At 52.9% G+C, this 23,844-nt stretch carries 23 protein-coding genes and 1 pseudogene; 16 read left to right on the top strand and 8 right to left on the bottom strand.

Translation table 11 applies throughout. The features are described from left to right. The first annotated feature begins 184 nt into the window (after positions 1-184). Both MKX51_RS30045 and MKX51_RS30040 read left to right on the top strand, forming a co-directional pair. Entirely contained in the window at positions 185-811 is a 627-nt protein-coding gene (locus tag MKX51_RS30045) for a hypothetical protein (RefSeq protein WP_340994921.1), read from the top strand. A gap of 147 nt (positions 812-958) precedes the next feature. After that, on the top strand, positions 959-1,867 hold the full coding sequence (locus MKX51_RS30040) for a copper amine oxidase N-terminal domain-containing protein (RefSeq protein ID WP_340946810.1): 909 nt from the start codon (positions 959-961) through the stop codon (positions 1,865-1,867). Positions 1,868-1,921: 54 nt separating this feature from the next. Here MKX51_RS30040 and MKX51_RS30035 read toward each other — a convergent pair whose 3' ends face one another. Together MKX51_RS30035 and MKX51_RS30030 are read right to left on the bottom strand one after the other, a co-directional pair. Further along, entirely contained in the window at positions 1,922-2,143 is a 222-nt protein-coding gene (locus MKX51_RS30035) for a hypothetical protein (RefSeq protein WP_340946251.1), read from the bottom strand. Further along, the gene (locus MKX51_RS30030) at positions 2,095-2,427 is read right to left on the bottom strand and encodes a sigma factor-like helix-turn-helix DNA-binding protein (protein WP_340946253.1); all 333 of its coding nucleotides are present in this window, start codon (positions 2,425-2,427) and stop codon (positions 2,095-2,097) included. The genes MKX51_RS30035 and MKX51_RS30030 overlap by 49 nt, the downstream gene beginning before the upstream one ends. A 592-nt stretch (positions 2,428-3,019) precedes the next feature. Between MKX51_RS30030 and MKX51_RS30025 the strand changes: the two genes are divergently transcribed. Next, on the top strand, positions 3,020-3,313 hold the full coding sequence (locus MKX51_RS30025) for a hypothetical protein (RefSeq protein WP_340994920.1): 294 nt from the start codon (positions 3,020-3,022) through the stop codon (positions 3,311-3,313). Positions 3,314-3,334: 21 nt separating this feature from the next. Here the strand turns inward: MKX51_RS30025 and MKX51_RS30020 are convergent, their stop codons facing one another. Further along, on the bottom strand, positions 3,335-4,558 hold the full coding sequence (locus tag MKX51_RS30020; RefSeq protein WP_340994919.1) for a UvrB/UvrC motif-containing protein: 1,224 nt from the start codon (positions 4,556-4,558) through the stop codon (positions 3,335-3,337). Between the two features lie 85 nt (positions 4,559-4,643). On the opposite strand from MKX51_RS30020, the gene MKX51_RS30015 reads away from it, so the two are divergent. The 10 genes from MKX51_RS30015 (at position 4,644) to MKX51_RS29970 (ending at position 14,746) form a co-directional block, all read left to right on the top strand. Further along, positions 4,644-5,483 (top strand): MerR family transcriptional regulator, encoded by an 840-nt coding sequence (locus MKX51_RS30015; RefSeq protein ID WP_340994918.1) that lies wholly within the window; start codon positions 4,644-4,646, stop codon positions 5,481-5,483. 121 nt (positions 5,484-5,604) lie between these two features. Beyond that, positions 5,605-7,596 (top strand): FAD-dependent oxidoreductase, encoded by a 1,992-nt coding sequence (locus tag MKX51_RS30010; protein WP_340994917.1) that lies wholly within the window; start codon positions 5,605-5,607, stop codon positions 7,594-7,596. Positions 7,597-7,672: 76 nt separating this feature from the next. After that, a complete protein-coding gene (locus MKX51_RS30005; RefSeq protein WP_340994916.1) occupies positions 7,673-8,218 on the top strand; it encodes a hypothetical protein in 546 nt (181 codons plus the stop codon). Between the two features lie 161 nt (positions 8,219-8,379). Next, positions 8,380-9,804, top strand: coding sequence for a hypothetical protein (locus MKX51_RS30000; protein ID WP_340994915.1), 1,425 nt, complete (start codon positions 8,380-8,382; stop codon positions 9,802-9,804). Between the two features lie 312 nt (positions 9,805-10,116). After that, entirely contained in the window at positions 10,117-10,398 is a 282-nt protein-coding gene (locus tag MKX51_RS29995) for a hypothetical protein (RefSeq protein WP_340994914.1), read from the top strand. A gap of 162 nt (positions 10,399-10,560) precedes the next feature. Continuing rightward, complete coding sequence (locus MKX51_RS29990; RefSeq protein ID WP_340994913.1) at positions 10,561-11,409, top strand: EcsC family protein; 849 nt, start codon at positions 10,561-10,563, stop codon at positions 11,407-11,409. Between the two features lie 47 nt (positions 11,410-11,456). Then, positions 11,457-12,641, top strand: coding sequence for a nitric oxide synthase oxygenase (locus MKX51_RS29985; protein WP_340994912.1), 1,185 nt, complete (start codon positions 11,457-11,459; stop codon positions 12,639-12,641). Positions 12,642-12,788: 147 nt separating this feature from the next. Then, entirely contained in the window at positions 12,789-13,145 is a 357-nt protein-coding gene (locus MKX51_RS29980; protein ID WP_340994911.1) for a nucleotide excision repair endonuclease, read from the top strand. A 191-nt stretch (positions 13,146-13,336) separates the two neighbouring features. Beyond that, entirely contained in the window at positions 13,337-14,425 is a 1,089-nt protein-coding gene (gene rlmN / locus MKX51_RS29975; RefSeq protein ID WP_340994910.1) for a 23S rRNA (adenine(2503)-C(2))-methyltransferase RlmN, read from the top strand. Positions 14,426-14,458: 33 nt separating this feature from the next. Then, the gene (locus MKX51_RS29970; RefSeq protein WP_076081434.1) at positions 14,459-14,746 is read left to right on the top strand and encodes a DUF6509 family protein; all 288 of its coding nucleotides are present in this window, start codon (positions 14,459-14,461) and stop codon (positions 14,744-14,746) included. 120 nt (positions 14,747-14,866) lie between these two features. Here the strand turns inward: MKX51_RS29970 and MKX51_RS29965 are convergent. The 4 genes and pseudogenes from MKX51_RS29965 to MKX51_RS29950 all read right to left on the bottom strand — a co-directional run bounded on the left by MKX51_RS29965 (position 14,867) and on the right by MKX51_RS29950 (position 19,690). Next, a pseudogene (locus MKX51_RS29965) lies at positions 14,867-16,426 on the bottom strand (IS1182 family transposase). Positions 16,427-17,226: 800 nt separating this feature from the next. Continuing rightward, positions 17,227-17,979, bottom strand: coding sequence for an esterase family protein (locus MKX51_RS29960; RefSeq protein WP_340994909.1), 753 nt, complete (start codon positions 17,977-17,979; stop codon positions 17,227-17,229). Positions 17,980-17,992: 13 nt separating this feature from the next. Beyond that, the gene (locus MKX51_RS29955) at positions 17,993-19,162 is read right to left on the bottom strand and encodes an ATP-grasp domain-containing protein (protein WP_340994908.1); all 1,170 of its coding nucleotides are present in this window, start codon (positions 19,160-19,162) and stop codon (positions 17,993-17,995) included. Positions 19,163-19,258: 96 nt separating this feature from the next. Beyond that, positions 19,259-19,690: a MarR family winged helix-turn-helix transcriptional regulator gene (locus MKX51_RS29950; RefSeq protein WP_340994907.1), complete on the bottom strand. Its 432-nt coding sequence runs from the start codon at positions 19,688-19,690 to the stop codon at positions 19,259-19,261. 226 nt (positions 19,691-19,916) lie between these two features. Between MKX51_RS29950 and MKX51_RS29945 the strand changes: the two genes are divergently transcribed. The 3 genes from MKX51_RS29945 (at position 19,917) to MKX51_RS29935 (ending at position 23,155) form a co-directional block, all read left to right on the top strand. Further along, on the top strand, positions 19,917-21,383 hold the full coding sequence (locus tag MKX51_RS29945; protein WP_340994906.1) for an MDR family MFS transporter: 1,467 nt from the start codon (positions 19,917-19,919) through the stop codon (positions 21,381-21,383). Between the two features lie 116 nt (positions 21,384-21,499). Next, on the top strand, positions 21,500-21,982 hold the full coding sequence (gene greA / locus MKX51_RS29940) for a transcription elongation factor GreA (protein ID WP_036691918.1): 483 nt from the start codon (positions 21,500-21,502) through the stop codon (positions 21,980-21,982). Positions 21,983-22,228: 246 nt separating this feature from the next. Further along, positions 22,229-23,155 carry an AEC family transporter gene (locus MKX51_RS29935; protein ID WP_340994905.1) on the top strand — a complete coding sequence of 309 codons (927 nt, stop codon included), beginning with the start codon at positions 22,229-22,231 and terminating at the stop codon, positions 23,153-23,155. A 300-nt stretch (positions 23,156-23,455) separates the two neighbouring features. On the opposite strand, the gene MKX51_RS29930 is transcribed toward MKX51_RS29935, so the two are convergent. Continuing rightward, complete coding sequence (locus MKX51_RS29930; protein WP_340946283.1) at positions 23,456-23,839, bottom strand: VOC family protein; 384 nt, start codon at positions 23,837-23,839, stop codon at positions 23,456-23,458. Between the last annotated feature and the right edge of the window lie 5 nt (positions 23,840-23,844).

The following is a 23,844-nucleotide window of genomic DNA, read 5'->3' as shown; positions in this document are numbered from 1 at the left end:
CCATTTATATTATGAGAATATGATGATCCTATTTGGTATTGCTCTTCTGAATTATTTGTTGTTTAACCACAAAAAAAGAAAAAAGGTAGTAGATTCCTCTCAAAATTCTCCCTTATAGATGAGAAGCAAAACGGCGCGCCAGCTTCCAAGCTACTCAACTCATACAAATAAGGAGAGAAAAATTATGCTTAGACATGGTGCAGTAAGAACACTTACAAAATCAGCCTCTTATACAGGAGTGACAACCAAACTCATTTTGCCTACGACCATCAACTTGGTCAATGGGTATGTCGATTGGTACCTGGGCATTGGAGATGCGGCTATTGAAGCCGGCATATCGTATTCCTCCGCAGGATTCAAAGTTTTCCTTGGTTCGTCCTACAATAACAACTCGACGTATTTTCAATCCAACCCGGTAGCCAGTCTGGGCAAAGGTCAAACCGTAGATTTGAAGCTGGTATACAACTACGCGACGAATCGGGCAACTTTGTATGTAAACGGTTCTGCCCTGCCTTGGACGGATAACGTTAACGTTGGACTTACCCAAAACCTGCTGGGCACCTACAACAAAGTCAAAATGATTCACGGTGTTGAGGATCAGGGCGGCAGCTCGTACAGCCAAGCCAGCTTTTCACAAACCCAGCTGCGGATGGATGTCGCAGGAGCGATTTACAATACATGGACGGACAATCTATCTACCACTAACCGCGTAGTAGTCAGCACAGAGGAAAATCCTGCTGACCCCAATAGCGCCGCCAAATTCACCATCTATAACTTCGCTCCGCTTATCACCAAGCTTGACCCTGCCTAACCGGAGCAGTCATACTAAAAACAAAGAAGAAACTTCTTTTAAGAAGTTTCTTCTTTGTTTTTAGTAACATTTTGGATATATTTGCGTCTACATTACAGGGAGTGAATACAATAAATGGAACAAGGAGGATGTGATAACGTGAAAAAAATGTTAAAAAGATCATTTGTTGGGTGTCTCGCTGCGTCCCTGCTGATCGCGGGAAGCGCCATATCTGCAGGAACGGCTTCCGCAGCTTCTACAGCAATCAAAATTAGTATCAACGGCCTTTACGCAAATACGGATGTAGCCCCTTATATCACTAGTGGTACGACTATGGTGCCCTTGCAATTAGCCCAAAAAATACCTGGCAGCTCGATACAATGGAATAACGCATCCAAGACCGTCACCATTACCCGGGACGGGGCAACCACCACCTTGGTAGCGGGCCAAAAAACAGCAAAGGTCGGGAATAAAGAAGTGAAGCTGGAAGCGGCCTCGACCCTTAAACAAGGGCGTGTGATTGTACCGTTACGCTTTATCGCAGAATCCACGGGGGCATATGTCCTGTGGAATCCTAAACAACGAATGGTATTCGTCGCACAATCCGGTGAAGAGCTGAAGGAACAATTGGCTTCGTCCAGCCTGGCTGAAGCTCGGAGTGCAGCGCTGAAATTTCCAATGGTGAGTTCATTAAAGGCCTTGAAATTTATCCCTAGTGAAGTTGGAGGAAATCAAAATTATTATTTCCCGGAAGGAAGAGCAGATCAATTTTTCTTGACTGGGGGTAATAGCATTTCATACTACGAAGTTTCGGGGAACCATAGCGAAGAAAAATGGACAGCCACCTTTAAATCAGATTCAGGTTCAAGTGGCCTGTTCTTTTTGCCCCGAAAAATCACCGACCAGGATGGCGTACTTCCAAAAATCACGAGTCGTGTCTTCTTTTTCCACTTCAAGGGGCATGTCGGACAATCGGATTATGGATTCGTTGAGACTAACGGTGAGGTCACTACCCTGGGGACAAAGGAAATGAATCTGAATCAGTTCTTCGACATTCCGGAAGAAAACAAGTCCTAAAGCATTCCCATAAACATAGCGGGCAGCGCCACTTATCAGGCGTTGCCCGCTTCTTTATGAGATGTTGTTTCTTTGAATATAAGCCAACAGCTCCGTCACAATATGAGAAACTGCATCTTCTCGCGGGATGCGGATACGTTGACTGACGGTTTCAATATCCTCCTGGAACAATTCGATTATTTTTAGTATGGCTTCGGGCTGCTGCTGTTTGGCCGCCTGCAGTAGCTCTACAAATTCACAGTCTGTGATAGCTGCTGTATCATTCTTCGTTTCCATTTGTTAACCCCCTGTTGACTCATGTGCAGCTGCGCAGCGACCTCGGCTTCTGTCAACTCTTGCAAGTACAGCTTTTGCAAGATCATCTTTCCTTTGGCCGGCAGCGTGTCCAACAATTGCTCTATGGATAACCGGTTAATTATGTCCTCTGCTTCATCCTTCTGAATAGGGTTGATATCCAAAAAGCCACACTCATTGCGATAGATTTTTTTGCTCCGATATTGCAAGCGCCAGCCAATCCGATACACTTCCCGGCGATAGCGTTGTATTATTTGCTGCTCCATCCTCAACCTACCTCCTTGGTACAAATATCTTTCTACTTAGAGGGAAAATTTAGGAGGTGTTTCACAACCAAAATACGAACTTGTGTTCCTATATCTTATCATATTTGGTTGTATATCCATATCAAAAATTTCCCTATTTGTAGAATCCAGAGACACTATGTAGAAAGGAGGAGGTTCTCGATGTCTCCTACTGATTTGATATCCTTGGTTACGAACGTCGGATTTCCGGTCACACTATGTTTCATCTTGATTCACTATGTATTGCAAACCATTGTTGAGAGACTGGATCACTTGGATCAGTCACTCGCCCAGCTCGTTCAAGCGATTCAGGCCCTTCCGGATAAAATAAAGCCCTCAAAGAGAGAGGACGACACATGATGACTCGATGCGCCTCCAGCTCTTTCACATCTTGATCGCAATTTCCAACAAAAAACGTTGAGATAGAGATAAGCTCCATCTCAACGTTAGGCTCAAACCTACGATAAACAGGGTAATTCTAATCCTAAATTAGAATTACCCTGTTTATCGTATTCGTTATACTGACACTGCCCCCGTTATGGATTGGAGGTTCAGTTGGGGAATACTGGCGGCATTGCTGTTTATTTTTACGCTGAAAGGCTCGGTTGATCTGGTCCGCAAGAAGACAGGCGTGAGACCGTCCAGACATTCAACCCGGGTGTGGAAAAGGCTGCTAAATCAGGGAGCCAAGCACTTGAGCTTGACTGATCTGCCGCTGTTCTCCCCCATCCTTGCGAATATGCTGCAGCGCGGGCAGGCGGATATCGATAAGTATTACTGTATTGAGACCATGAACAGGCTAATTCTTGAATTCTATGACTATACGTTAAAAGGCACCGGGCGGTTTGCGCCGCAGGCGGTGTATTAAGTGGGGATGCAGAGTCAATTGCTATGTACCCAAGACAGAAGACTGAACCAGTTCCGCTATCCCTTCCTCTAACCCTGTCACCTCCTCATTCTCCAGCCACTCCGGCGGGACGAGAAGATAATGGCTGGAGCTGTTCTTGAGGTAGCTGTAGATGATCTGTGCCTCGTCGATCTTGTGGCGGCTCATCTCTTCCGTAGCGGCGGTCTGGCTGCTGCTGTGGAAGACCTCACGGGCGGATGCAGCGATCCTCCCGGTGAGCAGCCCTTCGTTCAGGGCTTCCGTTGCCAGCAGGGTGCGGTAGAGGATCACGCTGCCCTTGATGAGGATCAGCTTATGGGACTGCGCGTCCACCGGCTCCAGCACGATAATATTCTTGTTTGCTCCGGTGAATTCGATCACTTGCTCCTTCTGCAGCAGCGAGTGAACCGCCCCCAGATAATCGCGGAACTTGGCAGCGGTCTCGAAGTCGAACCGCAGCGCAGCTTCCTCCATCCGGGCTTCCAGTCCGGTTACAATTACGCTGTCTCTGCCTTCCAGCAGGCAAATGATCTCTTCTATAACGGCTTCATACTGTGCCACAGCTGCCTCCCCGCCTCCGCACATGCCGATGCATAGGCCCAGCGAATGGTTCAGGCAGCGGGAGCTGCGGGAATGGGGGCTGCTGCACAGAATGCGCTGCGATTCTTTGATGCCCAGCACCGCTCTCTCCACCGTACTCCGGCTGGTATAAGGGCCGTAGACGAGGCCGCCCGCCTCTGTACTTGGCTCATAGCCGATCTCAATCTGCCGGTAAGGCGCTTTGTCCACGATGGAAATATAGCTGTAGGCGAGCGGATTTTTCATTTTGCGGTTATACATCGGCTTGATCTCTTTGATCAGCTGGCATTCCAGCATGAAGGCCTCCAGCTCTGTATCGGTCAACCGGTAGTCCAGATCGCGGATATGCTTAACGAGCTGCTTCACCTTGGGCGAATGTCCCTTATTATTATAAAAATAAGACTGGACCCGCTTCCTTAGCTGCTTCGCCTTACCGACATAAATCACATGACCCAGGCCGTCCTTCATTAGATATACGCCAGGCGTCAAGGGCAGGTCAGCGACCTTGTCTGTTAGCTTTGCGGGCATGGCAGCCGCCTCCGTTCGTGAGTTTCTTCCGTATCTTTCAAGTATAGACCATGCCGCCGTCACCTGCGACAGGAAAAGCTCCTCCCGGTCCTCCGGCAGAAGCGGTGTGACATAATCCACAATGTCTCCCGGTATAACCCTCTATCATTAATTACATGAATCATAGGCATGAGCGTATGCGATCAAGTAAGCTGGGGGGCTGCTGATGAAGTATTCAATCGGTGAATTTGCATCCATTCTGGGAGTGACGGCAGATACACTGCGGTTATATGAGAAACATGATATTGTCCGGCCAATGAAGGATCATCATAATAATTACAGGTATTTCAACGATCTGGATGCGCGGAATCTATTGACGAGCAGATGGTACCGGAGCATGCAGATCCCGCTTCAGGATGTAGCCGGGCTGATCAAGGACGCGCCGTGTGAGCAAGTGGTGGAGTCGATTGCCGCTGCGGGTATGCAGCTGGAGGAGGAGATCCGGCGCAGCACGCTGCTGCTCGGCAAGATTCAGGAGATTCAGGCGGAGCTGGCGCAGGTCAGCGCATCCCTGTATACGTGCAAGATGAAGCAGGTGCCGCGCATGTACCGGATTCAGCAGACGAACAAGAATCATTTGCTGCAAAAGGAGGAGCTCAAAGACACGGTTCAGGCGTGGATGGAGCTGCTGCCGTTCACCTTTTATTCCTTCCGGGTTGAGCATAAGGCGGGCGAATACGTCTGTGGACCAGGGGATCTGGAGTATAGCTGGGGACTTGGCCTGCTTGCGGAGGATCAGGTGAAGCTCGGGGTCTGCCTGAATGACAGTGTGGAGGTTCTGGAGCCGGCTACCTGCATCTCTGCCGTCATTGTCAGCGGCCAGGAGGATTACCTGGAGCGGGATGCCTTCGGATTCATGCTGGAATATGTGGAGGCAAGGAATTATAAGATTAGCGGGGATATCAGCGGTAAAATTCTATTCACTGAGCGCACGGGTAACGGCAGCAAAACGTATCTGGAGATTAATATTCCGGTTGAACCGGAGGAAGCGTCTCCCCTACTTTGAGAAAAGTTTCACATATTGTCCATTGACCTTGGTACAGTACCAAGGTTTACACTTTGTGCGGTAGTCAGCAGTCCTATTAGAGAGAAACGGGACTGCATTAACCACACAGGGGGAGAAATTAATGCGTAAGCAAGCAACAAAACGAGTGTTCCTATTCACCGTATGTCTGGTATTGGTCCTGTCGCTCCTGAGCGGCTGTAGCGGTAATAATTCCGCCGCACCGGCAGCTTCCGAGCAGCCGTCCGCTTCGCCGCAGGCGTCACAGCCAGCGGATACAAGTGCTGTACCGGCAGGCTTCAAAGCCGGAATCTATAAAGCGGAAGCTGAAGGCAAGGACGGCAAGATTCAGGTTGAGGTGACGCTTGACGATCATTCGGTCATTACCGGAATCAATGTGGTCAGCCAGAACGAAACCGCCGGAATCGGGGTGGAGGCGATCAATAAGGTCAAGGAGGAGATTCTATCCGGCCAGACTCTGAATATTGATGCCGTCAGCGGTGCGTCCGAGTCCAGCAAGGCGATTCTGACCGCTGTGGAGGATGCGCTTAAGCAGGCGGGCGGCAATGTGGAGGCTTTTAAAACAAAGGCTGTAGTGAAATCGGGAGAAGGCAAGACCGAGCAGCTGTCCGCAGATGTGGTCGTGGTTGGAGCAGGTGCCTCTGGAGTATCGGCAGCGGTATCGGCAGCGGATAAGGGCGCGAAGGTGATCCTGATCGAGAAAACAGCGACGATCGGCGGCGCGAGCAACCTGTCCTGGGCGGGCAAATTCTACAACTCCTCGGCCGCGCTAAGCAGCGGGCTGAAAGTAGAAGTTGAGAAGGAGATTGCCGACTGGATCGTGAACAATCACTGGCGCGTGGATGCGGCGGCAATCCGCCAATACGTTACGAAGTCGGGCGAGACCTATGACTGGCTGACCGGCAAGGGCTACACCACCACCTTCCTGAACTTCGCCGGGGAACAGCTTCATATGCTGCCTCCTTATGAGACACGCCAGGAGCTGCTGCGCAAGATGCTTGCAGCATCCGTAGAGAAGGGCGGCGGACAGGTGATCACGGAGGCCACCGCGCAGAAGCTGATGACTGGCGCTAATGGAGAGGTGACCGGAGTCGTTGCCAAGAAGTCTGACGGAACCACCCTGGAGATTACAGGGGCAAGCGTTGTGATGGCTACCGGAGGATATGCCGGGAATAAAGAGATGGTTAAGGAAGCCTTTGGCTTCGAAGGCGTGAACGGCGGTCTTGGGCAGAACATCGGTGAAGGGCTGAAGATGTCCTGGGAGATCGGCGCGAAGGTGCCGGACAACTTCGGCGGGCAGATGCTTCACCAGACGCTGGCCAGAGCTACAGATAAGCTGAAGACGGAGTATGAGCCGTTTGAAGCCAGCTATCCGATGATGCTGTCTTACCTGCCAACCCTGATGAATGTAGGCCCTTCGGGCGCGAGATTCAGAGATGAGGCGGCGACGCTGACGGCGGTTGCAGCGGCGAATACCAGTGCTTTTAACGGAGCTTATCATCTGGTTATTGTCTCGCAGGCGCAGCTGGATGCCCTGAAGTCCAAGGGGATGAAGGGGATTCAGGCACCTAAGCTGCCGGGCATGCCGCCGGAATTCTATGCCTCCTATACAGAGAAGTTCACGCTCGACCAGCCTTGGAAGGATGCCGACAAAGTCTTCGAATCCATGGTAGCGAACGGCGACGGCTTCAAGGGCAATACACTTGAGGAGCTGGCGAAGAATGCAGGGATGGACCCTGAAGTATTTGCCGCTGAGTTCAAGCTCTATGAGGAAGCAGCGAAGACGGGCACCGATACGGAGTTCGGCAAGGCGAAGGAATATCTGATTCCTATGGGCAGCAGCGGGCCGTATTACGCCGTTATTGCCGAGATCAACAACCTCTGTTCAGTAGGCGGTCTGCTGGTCAATACCAAGTTCCAGGTGCTGAATGATAAGCGTCTGCCGGTCAAAGGACTGTATGCTGTGGGCGTGGAGTCTGAAGGGGTGTTATTTAATGATACCTATGTAGGCAACGGCGTTGGACTGGGATACTCCTTCACCTCCGGGCGGCTTGGCGGCGAGGATGCAGCTGCGGGCGCATTGGCTAAGGAATAGCCCTTTATAAGTAATTTTCCTCTTTTTGCCGATAAATAGTTGTCCTGAACTTTACGCGCGAGAAGAGGAGCGTCCGATGTATATTCCCATATCACGAATCAACGCCGCTTCGCTGACCCGCTCACCGCAACAGGCGGACCACACTTCCGCCGGGTCATCCCCGCTTAGCTTCCCGGAGATGATGGCGGCTGTGGGAGCGGCAATTGAGGATCAGGCACGCAGAATCAAGGCAAGGTACGGTCTGTCCGTCCGCATTATGGCGGTAGCCAAAGATGGCAGCAAGGGGAAGAAGACTGATGCAGGAGACCGGAGGGATCAGCGAGAGCTTGTAATCGCTCCGAATATTCTGCAGCAGATGAGCAAAGATCCTGTGATGCAACGTAAGGTATATGGCTACCTTGACGAGTATGTGCGCGAGCCGCACCCCTCGTCCGGTCATAGCCTGATCGTTCACAGGGACGGTACTTCTACCCTTCATCCTGTCTTCTCCAGACCAGCAGCAGTGCAGGAGATTACCCATCTACATACCGGGCAACCGGAAATCGCGGGCAGCTTATACGATCAGGACAGACTGAAGCAGCTTGCGTTCCTCCGGGCCAGAAGAGCAGGCAGGCACCGGTAACAGAGTGTAATCCGCAAATAAGATCCCTGAATCCATGTGCTGTGGAGACAGGGGTCTTTTTGTACGATCCTGCGCGTCCCTGAAGCGAACAATGGCCTATCCTCCTGCATAGCATATAGCACCTGCTTGCTATTTGTAAGTGGAAAGGGGGCGCATGGCTAATGGGTATCCAGCTTACTGCGATTCATTGGGTGTATCTGGTGTTTATTGTGTTCATTCTGGCGCTGCTGATCAAGCGGCGTGATACAACCATGATCTGTGTGACCGGGATTTTGGCGCTCGGGCTGCTGGCAACGGCGACGCTTAGCGGGTCGGTGTCGGGGATCTTTAACTCTTTTGTCTATGCGACTAAGGAGCTGCTCGGCACTATAATGATTATCTCTATTATCGTGGCGATGAGCCGGATTCTGATTATAACAGGCATCAACGAGACGATGGTATCGCCGCTCACCCGGTTCCTGCGCACACCGGCGATGGCCTACTGGGGAATCGGACTGATTATGATGGTGACCTCGTTCTTCTTCTGGCCGTCCCCTGCGGTAGCGCTGGTCGGAGCCGTTCTGCTGCCGGTGGCGGTCCGGGTCGGCCTGCCTGCGCTGGGCGCAGCGGTAGCTATGAACCTGTTCGGGCACGGGATCGCCCTCTCCGGCGATTATATTATTCAAGGCGCTCCGAAGCTGACGGCGGATGCCGCCGGTCTTCCGGTGTCGAGCGTGATGGAGGCCAGTATTCCGCTGGTGGTCGTAATGGGGGTAGTGACCACGGTGTCAGCCTTCTGGATGATGAAGAGAGACCAGAGGAACGGCACCTGGAGAGACGGTCTGGTCACTTCACCCGTAGCAGCAGCAGAGCCGCTGGCTGATGCGGGGACGGAGGATGACCAGCCAGTCCTCCTGAGTGAACGTCTGCGCAAAGGGCTGGCGATCGCCATTCCGCTGCTCTTCCTGCTGGATGTGATCGGCATGTTCATGCTTCACCTGCAAGGCGGCGATGCTACCGCGCTGGTCGGAGGAACCGCTGTGCTGATCCTGATTGCCGTTACCCTGCTGGCCCATCGCGGCCAGGGGCAGGGGCTAGAGAGGATTACCGCCTATCTCATTGAAGGGTTCACCTTCGGCTTCAAGGTCTTCGGGCCGGTCATCCCGATTGCCGCCTTCTTCTATCTGGGTGATGCCGCCTTCACCGAGCTGTTCGGCAAGGTGCTGCCGGACGGCTCGCACGGCATCGTGAACGACCTGGGCGTGGCCCTGGCCAATCACGTGCCCCTGAACGGCGCGGTAGGAGCCGTTACGCTGACGGTAATCGGCGCGATCACCGGCCTCGACGGCTCCGGGTTCTCCGGCATCTCGCTGGCCGGCTCGATTGCCGGGCTGTTCGCCGCCGCGATCCACTCCGGCGCGGCCACGCTGACCGCCCTTGGGCAGGTGGCCGCCATCTGGGTCGGCGGCGGCACCCTGATCCCGTGGGCGCTCATTCCCGCCGCTGCGATCTGCGGCGTCAGCCCGTTCGAGCTGGCCCGGCGCAATCTGAAGCCGGTCCTGCTGGGTCTTACGGCAATGACCATTGTCGCCATGTTCCTGGTGTAGGCGCCGCTTAAGGTACCATAACCTCCGCTACTCAGTTACGTACGGACTCCAGCGCCGTTATTTCCAGCAATCAGCCTGTTTTCGAGCCCATGCGGACTCCAGAGCCTTTATTGCTCCCATTTGGCACAATTCGGCCTTGCTTTTGGGGGGATAAGGTCTCTCCAGTCCTCATGGAGCGAAAGGCCACGGTTTTGAGAGTAATAACGTCCGTACGGTCCGCATGTGAACCCCGCGCCTACAATCCGCATAAGATTTCCTTCCCTAATCCATCCTACAGAAGAACGGACATTGTGATGGAGGGGGAAATATAATATGAAGCATTACGAATCTAGTCTGCGCACCAACAGTACGGTGGATCAGGCGCACGATGCGGTGACGAAGCTGCATAACGCTGTAACCCAGGCCGTGAGCCATCCGACCGGACAGATGATGGAGCAGGCAGAGAACAGCCTGGAGCACGCTGAAGAAGCTGTGCGCCATGCCCCGGAAGGCTCGGTCGGCAGACAAGGGGTAGAGCTGGTCCAAGAGAGGCTGGAGGAAGAGAAGCGCAGATTGTCTTCGCTGGATGGGCAGGCAGGCGAGTCACAGGATTAAAGCCTGAACCAGGCTATGGAGAACCGGCATTCCCGGAGTTGATCCGGGGTGCCTGTTTGCTGTTGATGGTACCCGAGGGGCGAATGGGGGACTTGTGCAATCATTTGCTGTGAAAAAGGGTTATAAGGTAATGACGAGACCATTCAGGGGAGGTACATAACTATGCCAGAAGCGGACAATACCGGTTCAGGAGGGCCTCCGGAGACACCGGAGATGCTGTATGCCGCGCTTAAGGAGATTACCAAGTGGGAGAAAGAGCAGAATAGGCTGATGATCTGGGACCGGATTACCCGGTTGCCCTTCAAGCTGCTGGATGCAATCACGCCAAAGGTTATCCACGAGAAGGTAGGCCGGCTGCTTGATGAACTGGGCGGCTACATCCAGAACGGCGGCAACTATCTGGTGGCCGGGCGCAAGGTGGGCAAGCTGATGGAAGAGACAAGCCGGGCGGCGGGCGCTCCCTCTACCGGGCCTTACCCGCTGGCTGTCATGGATGCAGTGGCACTGAAGCTCGCGGAGCGGAGCCGGAATACGGCTACGGCTCAGGGGGCGACCACGGGCTTCGGCGGGATTTTTACACTGGCTGCCGATATTCCGGCTGTCCTGGGCCTCTCCTTGAAGGCGATTCAGGAGATCGGTTTGTGTTATGGCTACGATCCGACCGATAAGGCCGAGCGGATCTTCACCGTGAAGGTGATGCAGTTCGCCTCCTCCGATGTAGTGGGGAAGCGCACGCTGCTGAAGGAGCTGAATCTGCAGGCAGGGGGGGACGGCAACATTCTCGCCGCGACCCAGGAGACCGTCTCCAGGATTCAGGGCTGGAAGGAGGTAGTGACTGTATACCGCGACAATTGGGGCTGGAAAAAGCTGCTCCAGACCGTTCCGGTCGCAGGCATGTTCTTCGGCGCATACCTGAACCGGAAGACGCTGGAGGAGGTTACAGAGGCTGCGCGGATGCTCTACCGCAAACGACGGATTATCTCCAGGCTGGCAGAGCTGGAGCAGAGATGATACGCTGAGGGCACTGTAGCAGGGCACGCATGGATAGGAGAGAGAAGATGAAACACACAGTTCCACAGCATAGCACTCAGGAGCTGATCCGGCAGGCGGAGTCCTTCATTACGGCCTGCTATCAGGAGCTGGGGTTAACAGAGGGTGAACGGGACCTTCGTCTGGCGGAGATACGCGAAGAGGTGCAGCGCACAGGTACATACAGGCATACGGCAGAAGAGCTGGCGCACGGGGCAAGGATGGCCTGGCGCCATAACAGCCGCTGCATCGGAAGACTGTTCTGGCATTCCCTAGAGGTGATTGACGCCCGCAGAGCAGAGACTGTAGCGGAGGTCGCGGAGGCGCTGCTGCATCATATGGAGCATGCGAATAACGGCGGCCGTATCCGGCCGGTCATTACCGTCTTCCGCAGTGAAGAGGAGCAAGACCGTGCAATCCGGATCTGGAATCATCAGCTGATCCGCTATGCCGGTTATCCCGGGGACGGGGAGCATCCGCGTGCCGGTGATCCGGCTTCGGATGAATTCACCGCCGTCTGCCTCAGGCTGGGCTGGCAGGGCACAGGCGGGGATTTCGACATTTTGCCGCTCGTGATCAGCATCGGCCGGGAGGAGCCCCGTTACTTCCCAATCCCCCCAGGACTTGCGCAGGAGGTTCCGCTCAGCCATCCGGAGATTCCGCAGTTCACGGAGCTGGGCCTGCGCTGGTACTCCGTTCCGATTGTCTCGGACATGTGTCTGGAGATCGGCGGCATCCGTTACCCGGCAGCGCCATTCAACGGCTGGTACATGGAGACGGAGATCGGCTCGCGGAATTTCGGCGATACGGACCGCTACAACCGTCTGCCTGCGGTAGCTGACCTGCTAGGCCTGGACCGGTCCACTAATACCTCGCTGTGGAAGGACCGGGCGCTGCTGGAATTGAACCGGGCTGTCCTCCATTCCTTCAAGCAGGCTGGGGTCAGTATTGTGGACCATCATACTGCCGCAGACCAGTTCGTCCGCTTCCAGGAACAGGAGCAGCAGCAGGGACGGGAAGTATCCGGCAAGTGGGGCTGGCTGATTCCGCCGATGTCGCCTTCCTCCACGCCGATCTGGAATGACAACAAGCTGCGAGATTTGCAGCTAAGCCCGCGCTTCGTCTACCGGAAGAAGCAACAGGCGGACTCTGGGCAGCATGAGGCTGCGGAAGCGAAGGGCTGTCCTTTTCATCAGTCCATGAAGAGTGATTGATCAATAACCAGTATGATTTGAAGCCGTAGAGCCGGATTTTTTGATTTTTCCTTATAGCTCTAGGGTAATTTGCACAAGATACAAATAGTCACGATACCCATTCTGTGATACTATTTATTTCTATATCCAATGAGGAAGTGAAGCTTAATGATCAGCATTACCATTCCGTCACCGGAAGTTATTATTTACAAGCAAGCTAACCCTGAGCTGAGCCATATTAACGGATTCACCGATTTCCACCTGATTACCCGCGAAGCCGGCGGCATCTTCATGTTCTACAATGATCAGGACGAGCTGTTGTTTGTGGGCAAGGCCCGCAAGCTGAGACCGCGGATCAAGAAGCATTTCGAGGATAATGTATCCGTGATGAAGCTCCACCGCGATGAGGTCACCCGCATCGAAGTCTGCCTCGTCGAAGATCCGGTGGACAGAGAGATTTATGAGACCTACATCGTGAACAAGCTTCGCGCGAAGTACAATGTCGAGAAGGTTCTGTATAAATAAGGTTTGGCGAAAAAGGCGTGGTCGCTGCGGACTGCGCTTTTTTATTTTTTTCAGCTCAAAAGCGCCCGGCTCCGCAGTGTTTCCTCTTGTTTTAATAAACAAAATTTGAGACAATAAGGTATTGTTGCTAATGTCCCTGTCAAGGTAGAATAGATAGATTGAACTTTAATGTTTTGAAAAGAGGATATGAAATGAATAAAGAATCCATTTATGGATTGACTTTGGAGCAATTGACAGCATGGCTGCTGGAGCATGGCCACAAGAAATCCCGGGCCACTGCGGTCTGGGAATGGCTGTACCGCAAGCGGATCACCAGCTTCGCCGAGATGGACGGAATGAATCAGGAATGCATAGAGCTGCTGGAAGAGCATTATGTGTTTCAGACGATGGAAGAGCATGTGAAGCAGGAATCGGCCGACGGTACGGTGAAGTTCCTCTTCCGCCTCCAGGACGGCAACCTGATTGAGACAGTGATGATGCGGCAGAAGTACGGCTTGTCCGTATGTGTCACCACTCAGGTCGGCTGTAATATCGGGTGCAGCTTCTGTGCAAGCGGGCTGCTGGCGAAGAGCCGGGACCTGACCAGCGGCGAGATCGTGGAGCAGATTATGAAGGTCCAGCATTATCTGGATCAGGCCGGTCTGGGCCAGAAGGTCACCCATGTCGTAGTTATGGGGATCGGCGAGCCGTTCGATAACTTCCAGCATCTGCTGAACTTCCTGATTACAATTAAGGATCACAAGGGCCTGGCGATTGCCGGCAAAGGAATCACCGTATCCACCAGCGGCCTGGCGGACAAAATCCGAGAATTCGCCGACGCCAATATGCAGGTTAATCTGGCGATCTCGCTGCACGCCCCGAATAATGAGCTGCGGACACAGATTATGAAGATTAACCGGGCCATTCCTATAGAGAAGTTAATGCCGGCGATTGATTACTATCTGGAGAAGACGAACCGGAGAATCACGCTGGAGTATATCCTGCTGAAGGATATCAATGACCGTGAGGAGCATGCGCTGGAGCTGGCTGCGTTAATCGGAGACCGCCGCCAGCTGGCGAACGTCAACCTGATTCCGTATAATCCTGTGGATGAGCATAGCCAGTATCAGCGGAGCAGTCGGGAGTCGGTGCGTGCGTTCTTCGATACGCTGAAGAAGCAGGGCGTCAGCGTCAGCACCCGGCTGGAGCAGGGCGTCGATATTGATGCGGCCTGCGGACAGCTGCGCAGCAAGCAGATTAAGAAGACCAAAGGCAAAGCCGCAGATACTGTGTTACAATAATCTGGCAGTGAATTGAGAAATGAGGAATGCAACTTGTTGACATTTACAAGCTACACCGTGGAGAACGTAAGAGATCCATTTAATATCCTAAGCGGCAAGCGATATGAGTTCGTCGTGAATATTGATGTGCCGGAGGATGATGAGCTGTACGTGGAGAACGGCGTGTCCGCCCGCGTGATTGTCAAAGTGGAAGAGGAGCAGACAAGCATTGTCAGCTACGATCTGCTGGAGACCTCGTCAGGCCAGCTGCTCGATTTCGATATGGAAGAAGATGAGGAAGCCGCGCTGCTTCAGTTCTGTTCGGAGCATGTTCCTGCATAGGACAGGGCGGCAGCGGTCTTAAGAAAAAGGGGCTGTCCCAAAAGTAGATACTCTACTGGTGGGGGAAAAATCCCATGCCTTCTTAAAAGATTAATTTGTAAGAAAGGGAGCGGTTCTCCGTTATTGGAGGATCGCTCCCTTGCGTTTCTGGTCATTCGCTGCTTGCTTCAGCAGGTTGTGAGCAAGCGAAAGCCAACCGACCTCTAGCGTCACTTTTTCCATGCCGCGAAGCAGAAAGCGCCGGAAACCCCGGTTATTTTTTAATTGTCCAAATACACTTTCCGGCTCCGTCATTCGACGTACGGCCTATAGATAGCCTTCCTCGCTTCAGAGGATTTCTTTCGCCTGTTTCTGGTATCTAAGCCGCTCCAAACTGACTGCGATTTCCCGGTTTCCGCTTCCCTTCGTGCAGTTTTCTTTTAGCGGACAACCTCCGCAGCTTTGACTTTGGTAGTGACGCTTCTTAATTTCGTATCCACTCTCTGTGGTTTCCTTGCTTTCTCGTTGGAAATACAGCGGGTGTCCAGCTAAACACGTCCAGCGATCCTCGGATCCGTCGTAGGTCCAGTTCTCGATTTTTCCGACGTCGGCTTTCCAGGCTTTGCTCTTTTCTTTGTGGTAGGTGCTGTATTTCACGACGGCCTGTATCCCGCTCTTTTCCAGATAGGCGTAGTTTTCTTCACTTCCATAGCCGGCATCTGCAATGACCGTCTTTGGAAGTTTCCCGAGGAATTGCTTTGTTTTTGCCAGATGTGGTTCTAAACAGCGGGTGTCACCCGGTCTTTGATGGAGACTGTAGGCCACAATAAACTGGTTTTCGGTCCCAATCTGTAGATTATAACCTGGCTTCAGTTGGCCATTTTGCATGTGATCTTCTTTCATCCGCATAAACGTTGCCTCGGGATCGGTCTTGCTGAAACTGTTCCGGTCCCCAAGCAGCTTTTGGTACTGTTCGTACTTCTGCAGTCGAGGGAGCAAATCCTTACGCAACGTCCGAACCGTCTTTTTTAGGGGCTTGTCTTTTGGTTTTTCGGCAAGCTGAGCTTCAAGCTTTTGCACGGCTTGTTCGAGTTTCTCACTGTCCATTTCCGAACCCGTGCTGAGTTCAGCCAGATCTTTGCCCTGGTTCTCTTGTTCTTCCTGCTCTTCCGCTGCGTCAATGTCAGCGAATAGGGCCTGTACCTTATCTTGCAGTTTCGCTTTGTGTTTGCTGACCGCTTTGCTCCAGACAAAGGTGTAGCGATTGGCATTCGCCTCGATCTTAGTTCCGTCCACAAAATAATGCTCCAGAGACACGTATTTTTCGTTAGCCAGAAACTGAAGCACGGCGGTAAATACCGTTTCGAGGACATTTCTCATCCGCTGGGAACGGAAGCGATTCAGCGTGCGGAAGTCAGGTCGCTGCCGTCCGGCCAGCCACATGAAGGGAATGTTCTCCCGGACCGCTTTGGCGATTTGGCGAGACGAATAGATTCGCTGAGTGTAAGCGTAGATGATGACTTTGGTGAGCATTTTAGGATGGTAGCTGTCACGGCCGCCGCCGGGATAGGCCGCGTCAAAAATGGCGTTGTCCAGCCGATTGACGGCGGCATTCACGACGCGAACGAGGTGATTTCCCGGGATATCTTCTTCCAGATCCATTGGCAAGCAAAGTTGGTCCATGGTATATTGAATGTACAAAGAAACCTCTCCTTTGAAATGGTTGTGTGGTAACTCCATTTTAACAAAAGAGAGGTTTCTTTTTGTGATTTTAGAAAGATTTGAAGAAACTTTTCCCACTTAAACAGCGGAGAGGACGGAACGATTGTGGAAAAGCGGCAGCGGTCGCCTTGGTCTCCGGATTTTCACCGCTAAGGGGAATGAAAAAAATCTGGAGACCACAGCGATTGGAACAACGGTCCGTTCGCGCAGCGTCCACCCAAGTGCTCACGTTGATCCTACTACAAAATAAAGAGCTATCCCAAGCAGCCATTTCATGGCTTTTGGGACAGCCCCTTTTTTTGTGCTCGTATAGGAAATTATAGTTTCCTCGTGTTGAATGATTCGCAGAGTACTTAGTTGCTGAATGTGGCTGAAGGGTAGTCGCTAGGAGCAAGAGTGAGTTTAATTTTATCGGTAATGATATGCTGAAAAACGAGTACTATCGGCTGGTACAGCGGCATATGGCCCGAATGTATGTGAAAAACAGCATACATTGTACTCACATGTAAGCATATGGCCCGAATGTATGTGGAAAACAGGATACATTGTACTCACACGTAGACATATGGCCCGAATGTATGTGGAAAACAGCATACATTGTACTCACACGTAGACATATGGCCCGAATGTATGTGAAAAACAGCATACATTGTACTCACATGCAGGCATATGGCCCGAATGTATGTGGAAAACAGCATACATTGCGGTGGCGCGCAGGTAATCCCATTCATCCGGTAGGATGATTTTATTCAAATGAATCTGTTCAAGCCCCAGCTTCACTAACCCAGGCAGCCTTCCACATAATAATGAATCTGCTTGTTCCACCATGGCCAATCATGGCTGACATCATGGCCCCAGTAGTCGATCCTGGCCGGAATACCCTTTTGCCCCAGCACTTCCTGAAGCAGCCGGGTCTCATGAAGCATCTCGTCCTCATACGCCCCTTGACCGACACAGACGATGATTGTGCTGCTGCGGTACTGGTTCAGATAATGCTCATCCGTCAGCCCGGGCAGGTAATGCAGCGGTGAATTAAGATAGACGTTCCCGCTCATATAGTCGCCGAAGAAGTAGTAGGTGGAGTAGACGCCGCTCAGGGCGATCAAGGTATCGAAATAGTGCGGATAACGGAAAAAGAAGCTGGCGCTGTAATAAGCGCCCATCGAGCAGCCGGAGATCAGAATGCGCTGGTCGGTCCCGCCGTTGTTGTGCTTGCTCTCATGGAGGATGCCGGGAATCAGCTCATGCGCAATATATTTGTCATACTGCTCATGGCGGTGCACACGGTCCTCATTGTTCCAGTGGGTGGAGAAGAAGGTCTCCTCATCCAGACTGTCGCAGGCCCAGATCTGCAGCTTGCCCGCTTCAATGAAGGACGAGAGCGTGCCGATCATGCCCGAATCCTCATATTGATAAAAGCGTCCAAGCGAGGTGGGGAAGACGAGCATCGGTTTGCCGGCGTGGCCGTATATTTTATACTCCATGTCTCTGCCCAGGTTGTGGCTGTACTCCTTATGGTAGCTTATCCTCATCCGTTAACACATCCTATCCCTCTTCTTGTTGAATATAGCCTCTAATGTCTCTGACCTCCGAAAGCTCGGGTGAACGGAACTGATAAGCGCGGTTGCCCATCGCTCTGCTGAAGACCTCCTCAATCTCGTCATAATTGACGATCTTCCCGCCGAATGCACGGTAGATGTCCTCGTGGCTGTGAGCGTAATGCTTATGATTCTTGCGGCTGGCATAGCCGGTATAATATTTGCCTTCGTATGGACCGCCGACCTCATTATGCACTACCATACTGGCCCATTCCTTATACACATTGACATCATAGGCGAAGTTAATCGCATCAGTCATCCAGGCGCCGGGCGGTCGCATATTCACTTCCAGGGCAATGATCCGGCCATCCTTGTGCGATTTGAACAGCTCGATATGGAAGAACCGTTCCCGGATGTCAAAAGCCTGCAAAATGCTCCGGCCCGCCTCCTCGACCTCTGGACTGATCTCCCGCAGACAGAAGTAGTAGAGGTGATTGTCCGTATTGACGACATCCATCACACTGTTCTCGAACAGGTGGCTGACTGCGAAGCGTACATTCCCGTCCCTGTCCACCAGCCCGTCATAGGTGAAGATAACCCCGTCTATGAATTCCTCAATAATGAAGGCTACATCCTCCGGCTTCGTGTCAAAAAAGTGCTGGAGCTCCTCTTCGTTATTGATCTTGTACGTATTACTGGCCCCGGAGCCGAGATCGGGCTTCACCACCAGCGGAAAGCCCGCGCTCTGGATGAAGCTCTCGACGCTCACGCGTGTTGTGCCGGTGGAGAACTGGACGGTGCTTACCCCGCTTTTGCGGAAAAATTCCTTCATCTTGGACTTCTGCTTCAGATTATGGACGAAATCCGACTTGGTGCCGTAGATGTTGAAGTCCGTACGGATCGCCGCATCCTGCTCCAGCCAGTATTCATTCAGCGACTCAAAGCGGTCAATCTTGCCGTATTTATGGGTGAAATAACCGACAGCCCGCAGAATCTCCTCGTAGCTCTCGAGGTTGCTTACCTTATAGTACTCGGTCAATGCCGATTTCAGCTTGTCCTCCAGCTGGTCATAGGCTGCATCGCCAATCCCAAGCACCGTGGCTCCCTGCTCCCGCAGATGCGTACAGAAATCAGTGCTGTTCTTGGGGAAATGCGGGGAAAAGAAAATAAAGTTCATGCAGACCGGCCCCTTTGGCTAAAATATAATTCCGAGTTATTTTGTATGATTAATTCAATCTACCAGCTTCGCCAGCATCCGTCAATCCTCTTCGTGCTATTTTTGCTGCAGGGTGCGGTTGAGCCGGGCGAGCAGTCCGCTGAAGAGTCCGCAGTCCTCCGGGGACCAATTCCCGAAGATCTCCCCGTAGCGCGCAAGCCGGATGTCCCGGGCCTCGGCGAAGGTCTGTGCACCAAGCGCAGTAAGCTGAAAATAGCTGGAGCGCCCATCCTGCGGATCAGGCACCCGCTCCACATAGTTCTTCGCCTCCAGGACACTTGTCTGCCTGCTGATGGTAGAGGTGTCGAGGCCGAATTGTTCGGCAAGCGCCTTAACGCCTACCTTGTCGTGTATCGACAAATGGTGGAGCAGGGTATACGAGGAGCGGTCCAGCCCGCCATGCTTCTTATCCAGCGAGCCGAGGCGGATCAGCGTGATCAGCTCCTGGTTCAGGGCTTCGAGGTGCTTATCCTTCTGTTCATCAGCCATAGTTAGATTCCGTCCTTTACCGGTTACTTTGTCATATGTCTCCCTAGTATAAGTGATAACACCGGCCTTATGCTAAGGGAACCGGATATTGCCGCCTTATTATGAAAGAATCATGAAAAAAGTCAAGTTGACTTTCAATCATATAGTTGTATAATACACATATATTAAATTAATTGTATTATACACCTATATTGGGGTGAACCGCAAAATAGAGGAGAGAGCGCCCTTGAGCAGTCCGGCGGCAAAACATTCATCATTCTGGCTGATTATTCTGGCCATCTTTTTCGGAAATTTCATGGCCATTCTCAGTACGACCACCATTAACGTAGCGTTCCCGGTCTTTCTGAACGACTTCCACGCCGGGATCAGCACCGTACAATGGATGATTACCGGCTATCTGCTTGCTACCGGCGTCATTGCGCCTGTGGTGGGTTATTTCGGGGATAAATGGAGCTATAAGGTTCTGTACGTATTCGCCCTGTCGGGCTTCACCTTGTTCTCGGCACTGTGCACGGTGGCCTGGAATATTCATTCCCTGATTACCTTCCGCATTATCCAGGGGATATTCGGCGGCCTGATCATCCCTACTACCATGACGATGATTTATCAGTTCATCGACAAAGAAAAGCAGGCCTTCGCCATGAGCCTCTGGAGCCTGTCCTCGATGCTGGCGCCTGCCTTCGGCCCGACACTCGGCGGCTGGCTGACCGGATACTTCGGCTGGAAATCGCTGTTCGTGATCAATCTGCCGATTGGCCTGATTGCCATTGGCGTAGCTCTCAAGTGCCTGCCCTTCCAGCGGCAGAACACCGGGAGCAGAAGCTTCGATCTGCCGGGCTTCGTCACAGTCATTCTAAGCAGCGCCTTCATTATTCTGGCGTTCAATAAAGGGGGCGCCTGGGGCTGGACGTCATGGAATACCCTGACCTTGCTGCTGGTTGGGGCGGCGGCCTTAACGTATTTCATCCGCAGGGAGCTGTCGATCCAGGAGCCGCTGCTGAATCTGAAGGTATTCCGGCAGAGCCGGTTCACCTACAGCCTGATCATCAACTGCATTATTACCGTTGCGTTATACTCGGGAACCTTCCTGATCCCGGTCTTCCTGCAGGATATTCAGCAGTCTACCCCGCTGAAGACCGCGCTGGTGCTGTTGCCGGGCTCCATCGTGATGGCTGTTCTGTCACCGGTGGTCGGCAAGCTGTACTCCTGGATCGGCCCGTTCTGGCTCATCCTTGGCGGCATTCTGCTGCTAAGCGCCTCAACCTGGGAGCTTGCCCACATCACGATGGCCGTGACTCATACCCGTGTGGCGGTGCTTATGGCGGTGCGCAATGTCGGCATTGCACTGGCCTTCATGCCGGTGACCAATGCCGGAATGTCGGCGGTGCCAAGAGCCATTACCGGGCATGCCTCCTCTGTAACCAACTGGGTCCGCCAGGCTACAGGTGCCTTGTCCATTGCCGTATTCAGCTCGCTGCTCGCTTCCAGATCGCTGGCCCATCAGCAGGAGCTGGCGGATGGGCCAGCCCGGACAGCCGGTTCTCTGCTGAAGGCGCAGGGTATGACAATGGGCGTGCAGGATATTTTCCTGATCGCTACGGCAGTGGGGCTGCTGGCTATTCCGCTGACCTTTCTCCTGAGAAGCGGCAGCGGCAAGCCTGCAGCGGCCCCTGCTCCGCAGGCAGAGGCTTGAAGCCGGGACTCTGCCGTAAATACTCCTTAATAATGCGTTATAGCGCTTTCTCTTCGCATGTTGGGCGATTATGAGTTAGAATACTATAAAGTGAGCAAATAATAGGAGTTGTATACATGTCTAATAATGACGAAGTATTTTTGACCAAAGAAGGCTTGGCCAAGCTGGAGGAAGAGCTGAGGGAACTGAAGGGAGCAGGGCGCAAGGAGCTTGCAGCCCGGCTTAAGCTGGCGATCAGCTACGGCGATCTGAAGGAGAACAGCGAATACCACTCCGCCAAGGAGGATCAATCCTTCATGGAGACCCGCATTATGATTCTCGAGAAGATGCTGATCAAGGCACAGATTGTGGATGCCAGCAATATGGATCTGAGTACAGTCAGCGTAGGCTGCATCGTTATCCTCAACGATGTGGAGTACTCGGAGAAGATCGAATATAGAGTGGTTGGACCGGCGGAAGCCGATGTGCTGGACAACAAGATTTCCTACGAGAGCCCGCTCGGCAAAGAGCTGATCGGCAAAAAGGTAGGCGATATCATCAGCGTCAATGCCCCGATGGGGATCATCAAATACGAGCTGCTTGAGATCAAAATGCTGTAAAATGAAGACCTGACCGGAATCCCGTGGCCCTTAATTTAAGGGTGCGGGATTTTTTTTATGTTTTGGGGTCCCCGCAAAGTACCTGAGTCAACACCTACGCTAAAGCTCCACTTTGTGGGGTTATTTTGTCTGCACGGGGCGGGGGTCATAGGCAATTGCTATCAAGGATATTGCTTCCTTGTCTTAGACGCTCCCTGCCCGGAGGGTTATAGTAGAAATAACTACTACATAGAGGAGTCCTGGCTTGTGATTCAGACTGTACTCACGACACTTGTTGAGGTTATCGTACCGCTGTCCATTCCGGTGGCTGCCGGAGCGCTGCTTGGACGGTATAAGCAGCTCGATACGAAGCCTCTGCTGACGCTGTACCTGTATTTTCTCAGTCCGGCTATTATTCTCGACACGCTGGCTACGGCAGATATCTCCTTCGATGATGTCTATAAGACACTGGCCTTCTCGCTCATGAACCTGTTTCTGCTGTGGGGTGTGGCGACCCTAATCGGTAAAATGCTGAAGCTGGCTCCGCCGGAGGCCGCCGGCCTGACGCTCATCTCCACCTTCACGAACAGCGTCAATTACGGCCTGCCGCTGGTACTGCTGGCCTTCGGCCAGCTGGGCCTGGACAAGGCATCGGTCTATGTCATCGCCCAGATGGTGATCGTGAATACGATCGGCGTGTATTTTGCCGCCCGGTCACAGTTCTCCGTGCGCAGCGCGGTGAAGTCCGTCTTCTCGCTGCCGGCCATCTACGCCGCCATCCTGGCGCTGCTGCTGCGGGCGCTGGGCCTGCATATGCCGCATGAGCTGGCCTCAGGCGTTGCGATGGCCGCCGGAGCATATTCGCCGGTAGTACTGGCGATCCTCGGCGCGCAGATGGTCAAGGTCCAGGCAGCACATACGGAGCGCAATGTGCAGCTGGCCTTCTGGACGGGGCTGACCGTCCGGCTGGTGCTGGCTCCGCTGCTGGCCGCGCTGGTGCTGCTTGCCCTGAACATCACAGGCACCCTGTTCTCGGTGCTGCTGATTCTGGCCTCCATGCCGGTGGCTGTCAATTCCGTCGTCCTGGCGGAACGCTTCGGCAGCTCGCCTGCGCTGGTCTCGCGCTGTATCGTCTGGACGACGCTGGCCTCCTTCCTGGTCCTGCCGGTGTTGATTGCGGCGGTGGGGGGATAGGGGGCGCTGAGGAGCACTGGGTTGATGCGGAGTACGCGGGCCAAATGTATGCGAAAAACAGCATACAATTTGCTGATACGGGGTGCGCGGACCGAATGTGTGTGAAAAACAGTATACAATTTGCTGATGCGGAGTACGCGGGCCAAATGTATGCGAAAAACAGCATACAATTTGCTGATACGGGGTGCGCGGACCGAATGTATGCGAAAAACAGCATACAATTTGCTGATGCGGAGTACGCGGGCCAAATGTAAGCGAAAAACCGAATAAAGGGGCAATAGCGCCCCCCAGAAGAAATTATTAAGACACAGGTACTTCGCTCATCAAGGCATGTACATTCTGATCGGGGTCCTGAAAGAACGTCATCCAGGTAGCGGTTTGACCCATCTCAGCGACTTTATGCGGCTTGTCCAGAAAATGTACATTCCGCTCGACCAACGTTTCGTACGATGCGTGAATATTGTCAACTTGGAAATAGAACACCGAGCTGGGATGATCGAACCGCGGGTCTTCGGCAATACTCAAGACCAGCTGAATTCCGTTACACTCCAGAAAAGTCATGTTTGGGATCTGAAATAAAAGGTTTAGGCCTAGGGTATCTTGATAGAACCGGGTGGCAGCTTCCATGTCATGTACCCGAATGGATATTTGCCCGATGCCTTTGATTTGAAATTCTGAATTCATGTGAA

This window comes from Paenibacillus sp. FSL M7-0420, from assembly GCF_038002345.1.
GTDB lineage: Bacteria > Bacillota > Bacilli > Paenibacillales > Paenibacillaceae > Paenibacillus_AQ.
The sequence above is the reverse complement of the archived record's forward strand: the minus strand, read 5'-3'. Positions and strand labels throughout refer to the sequence as shown.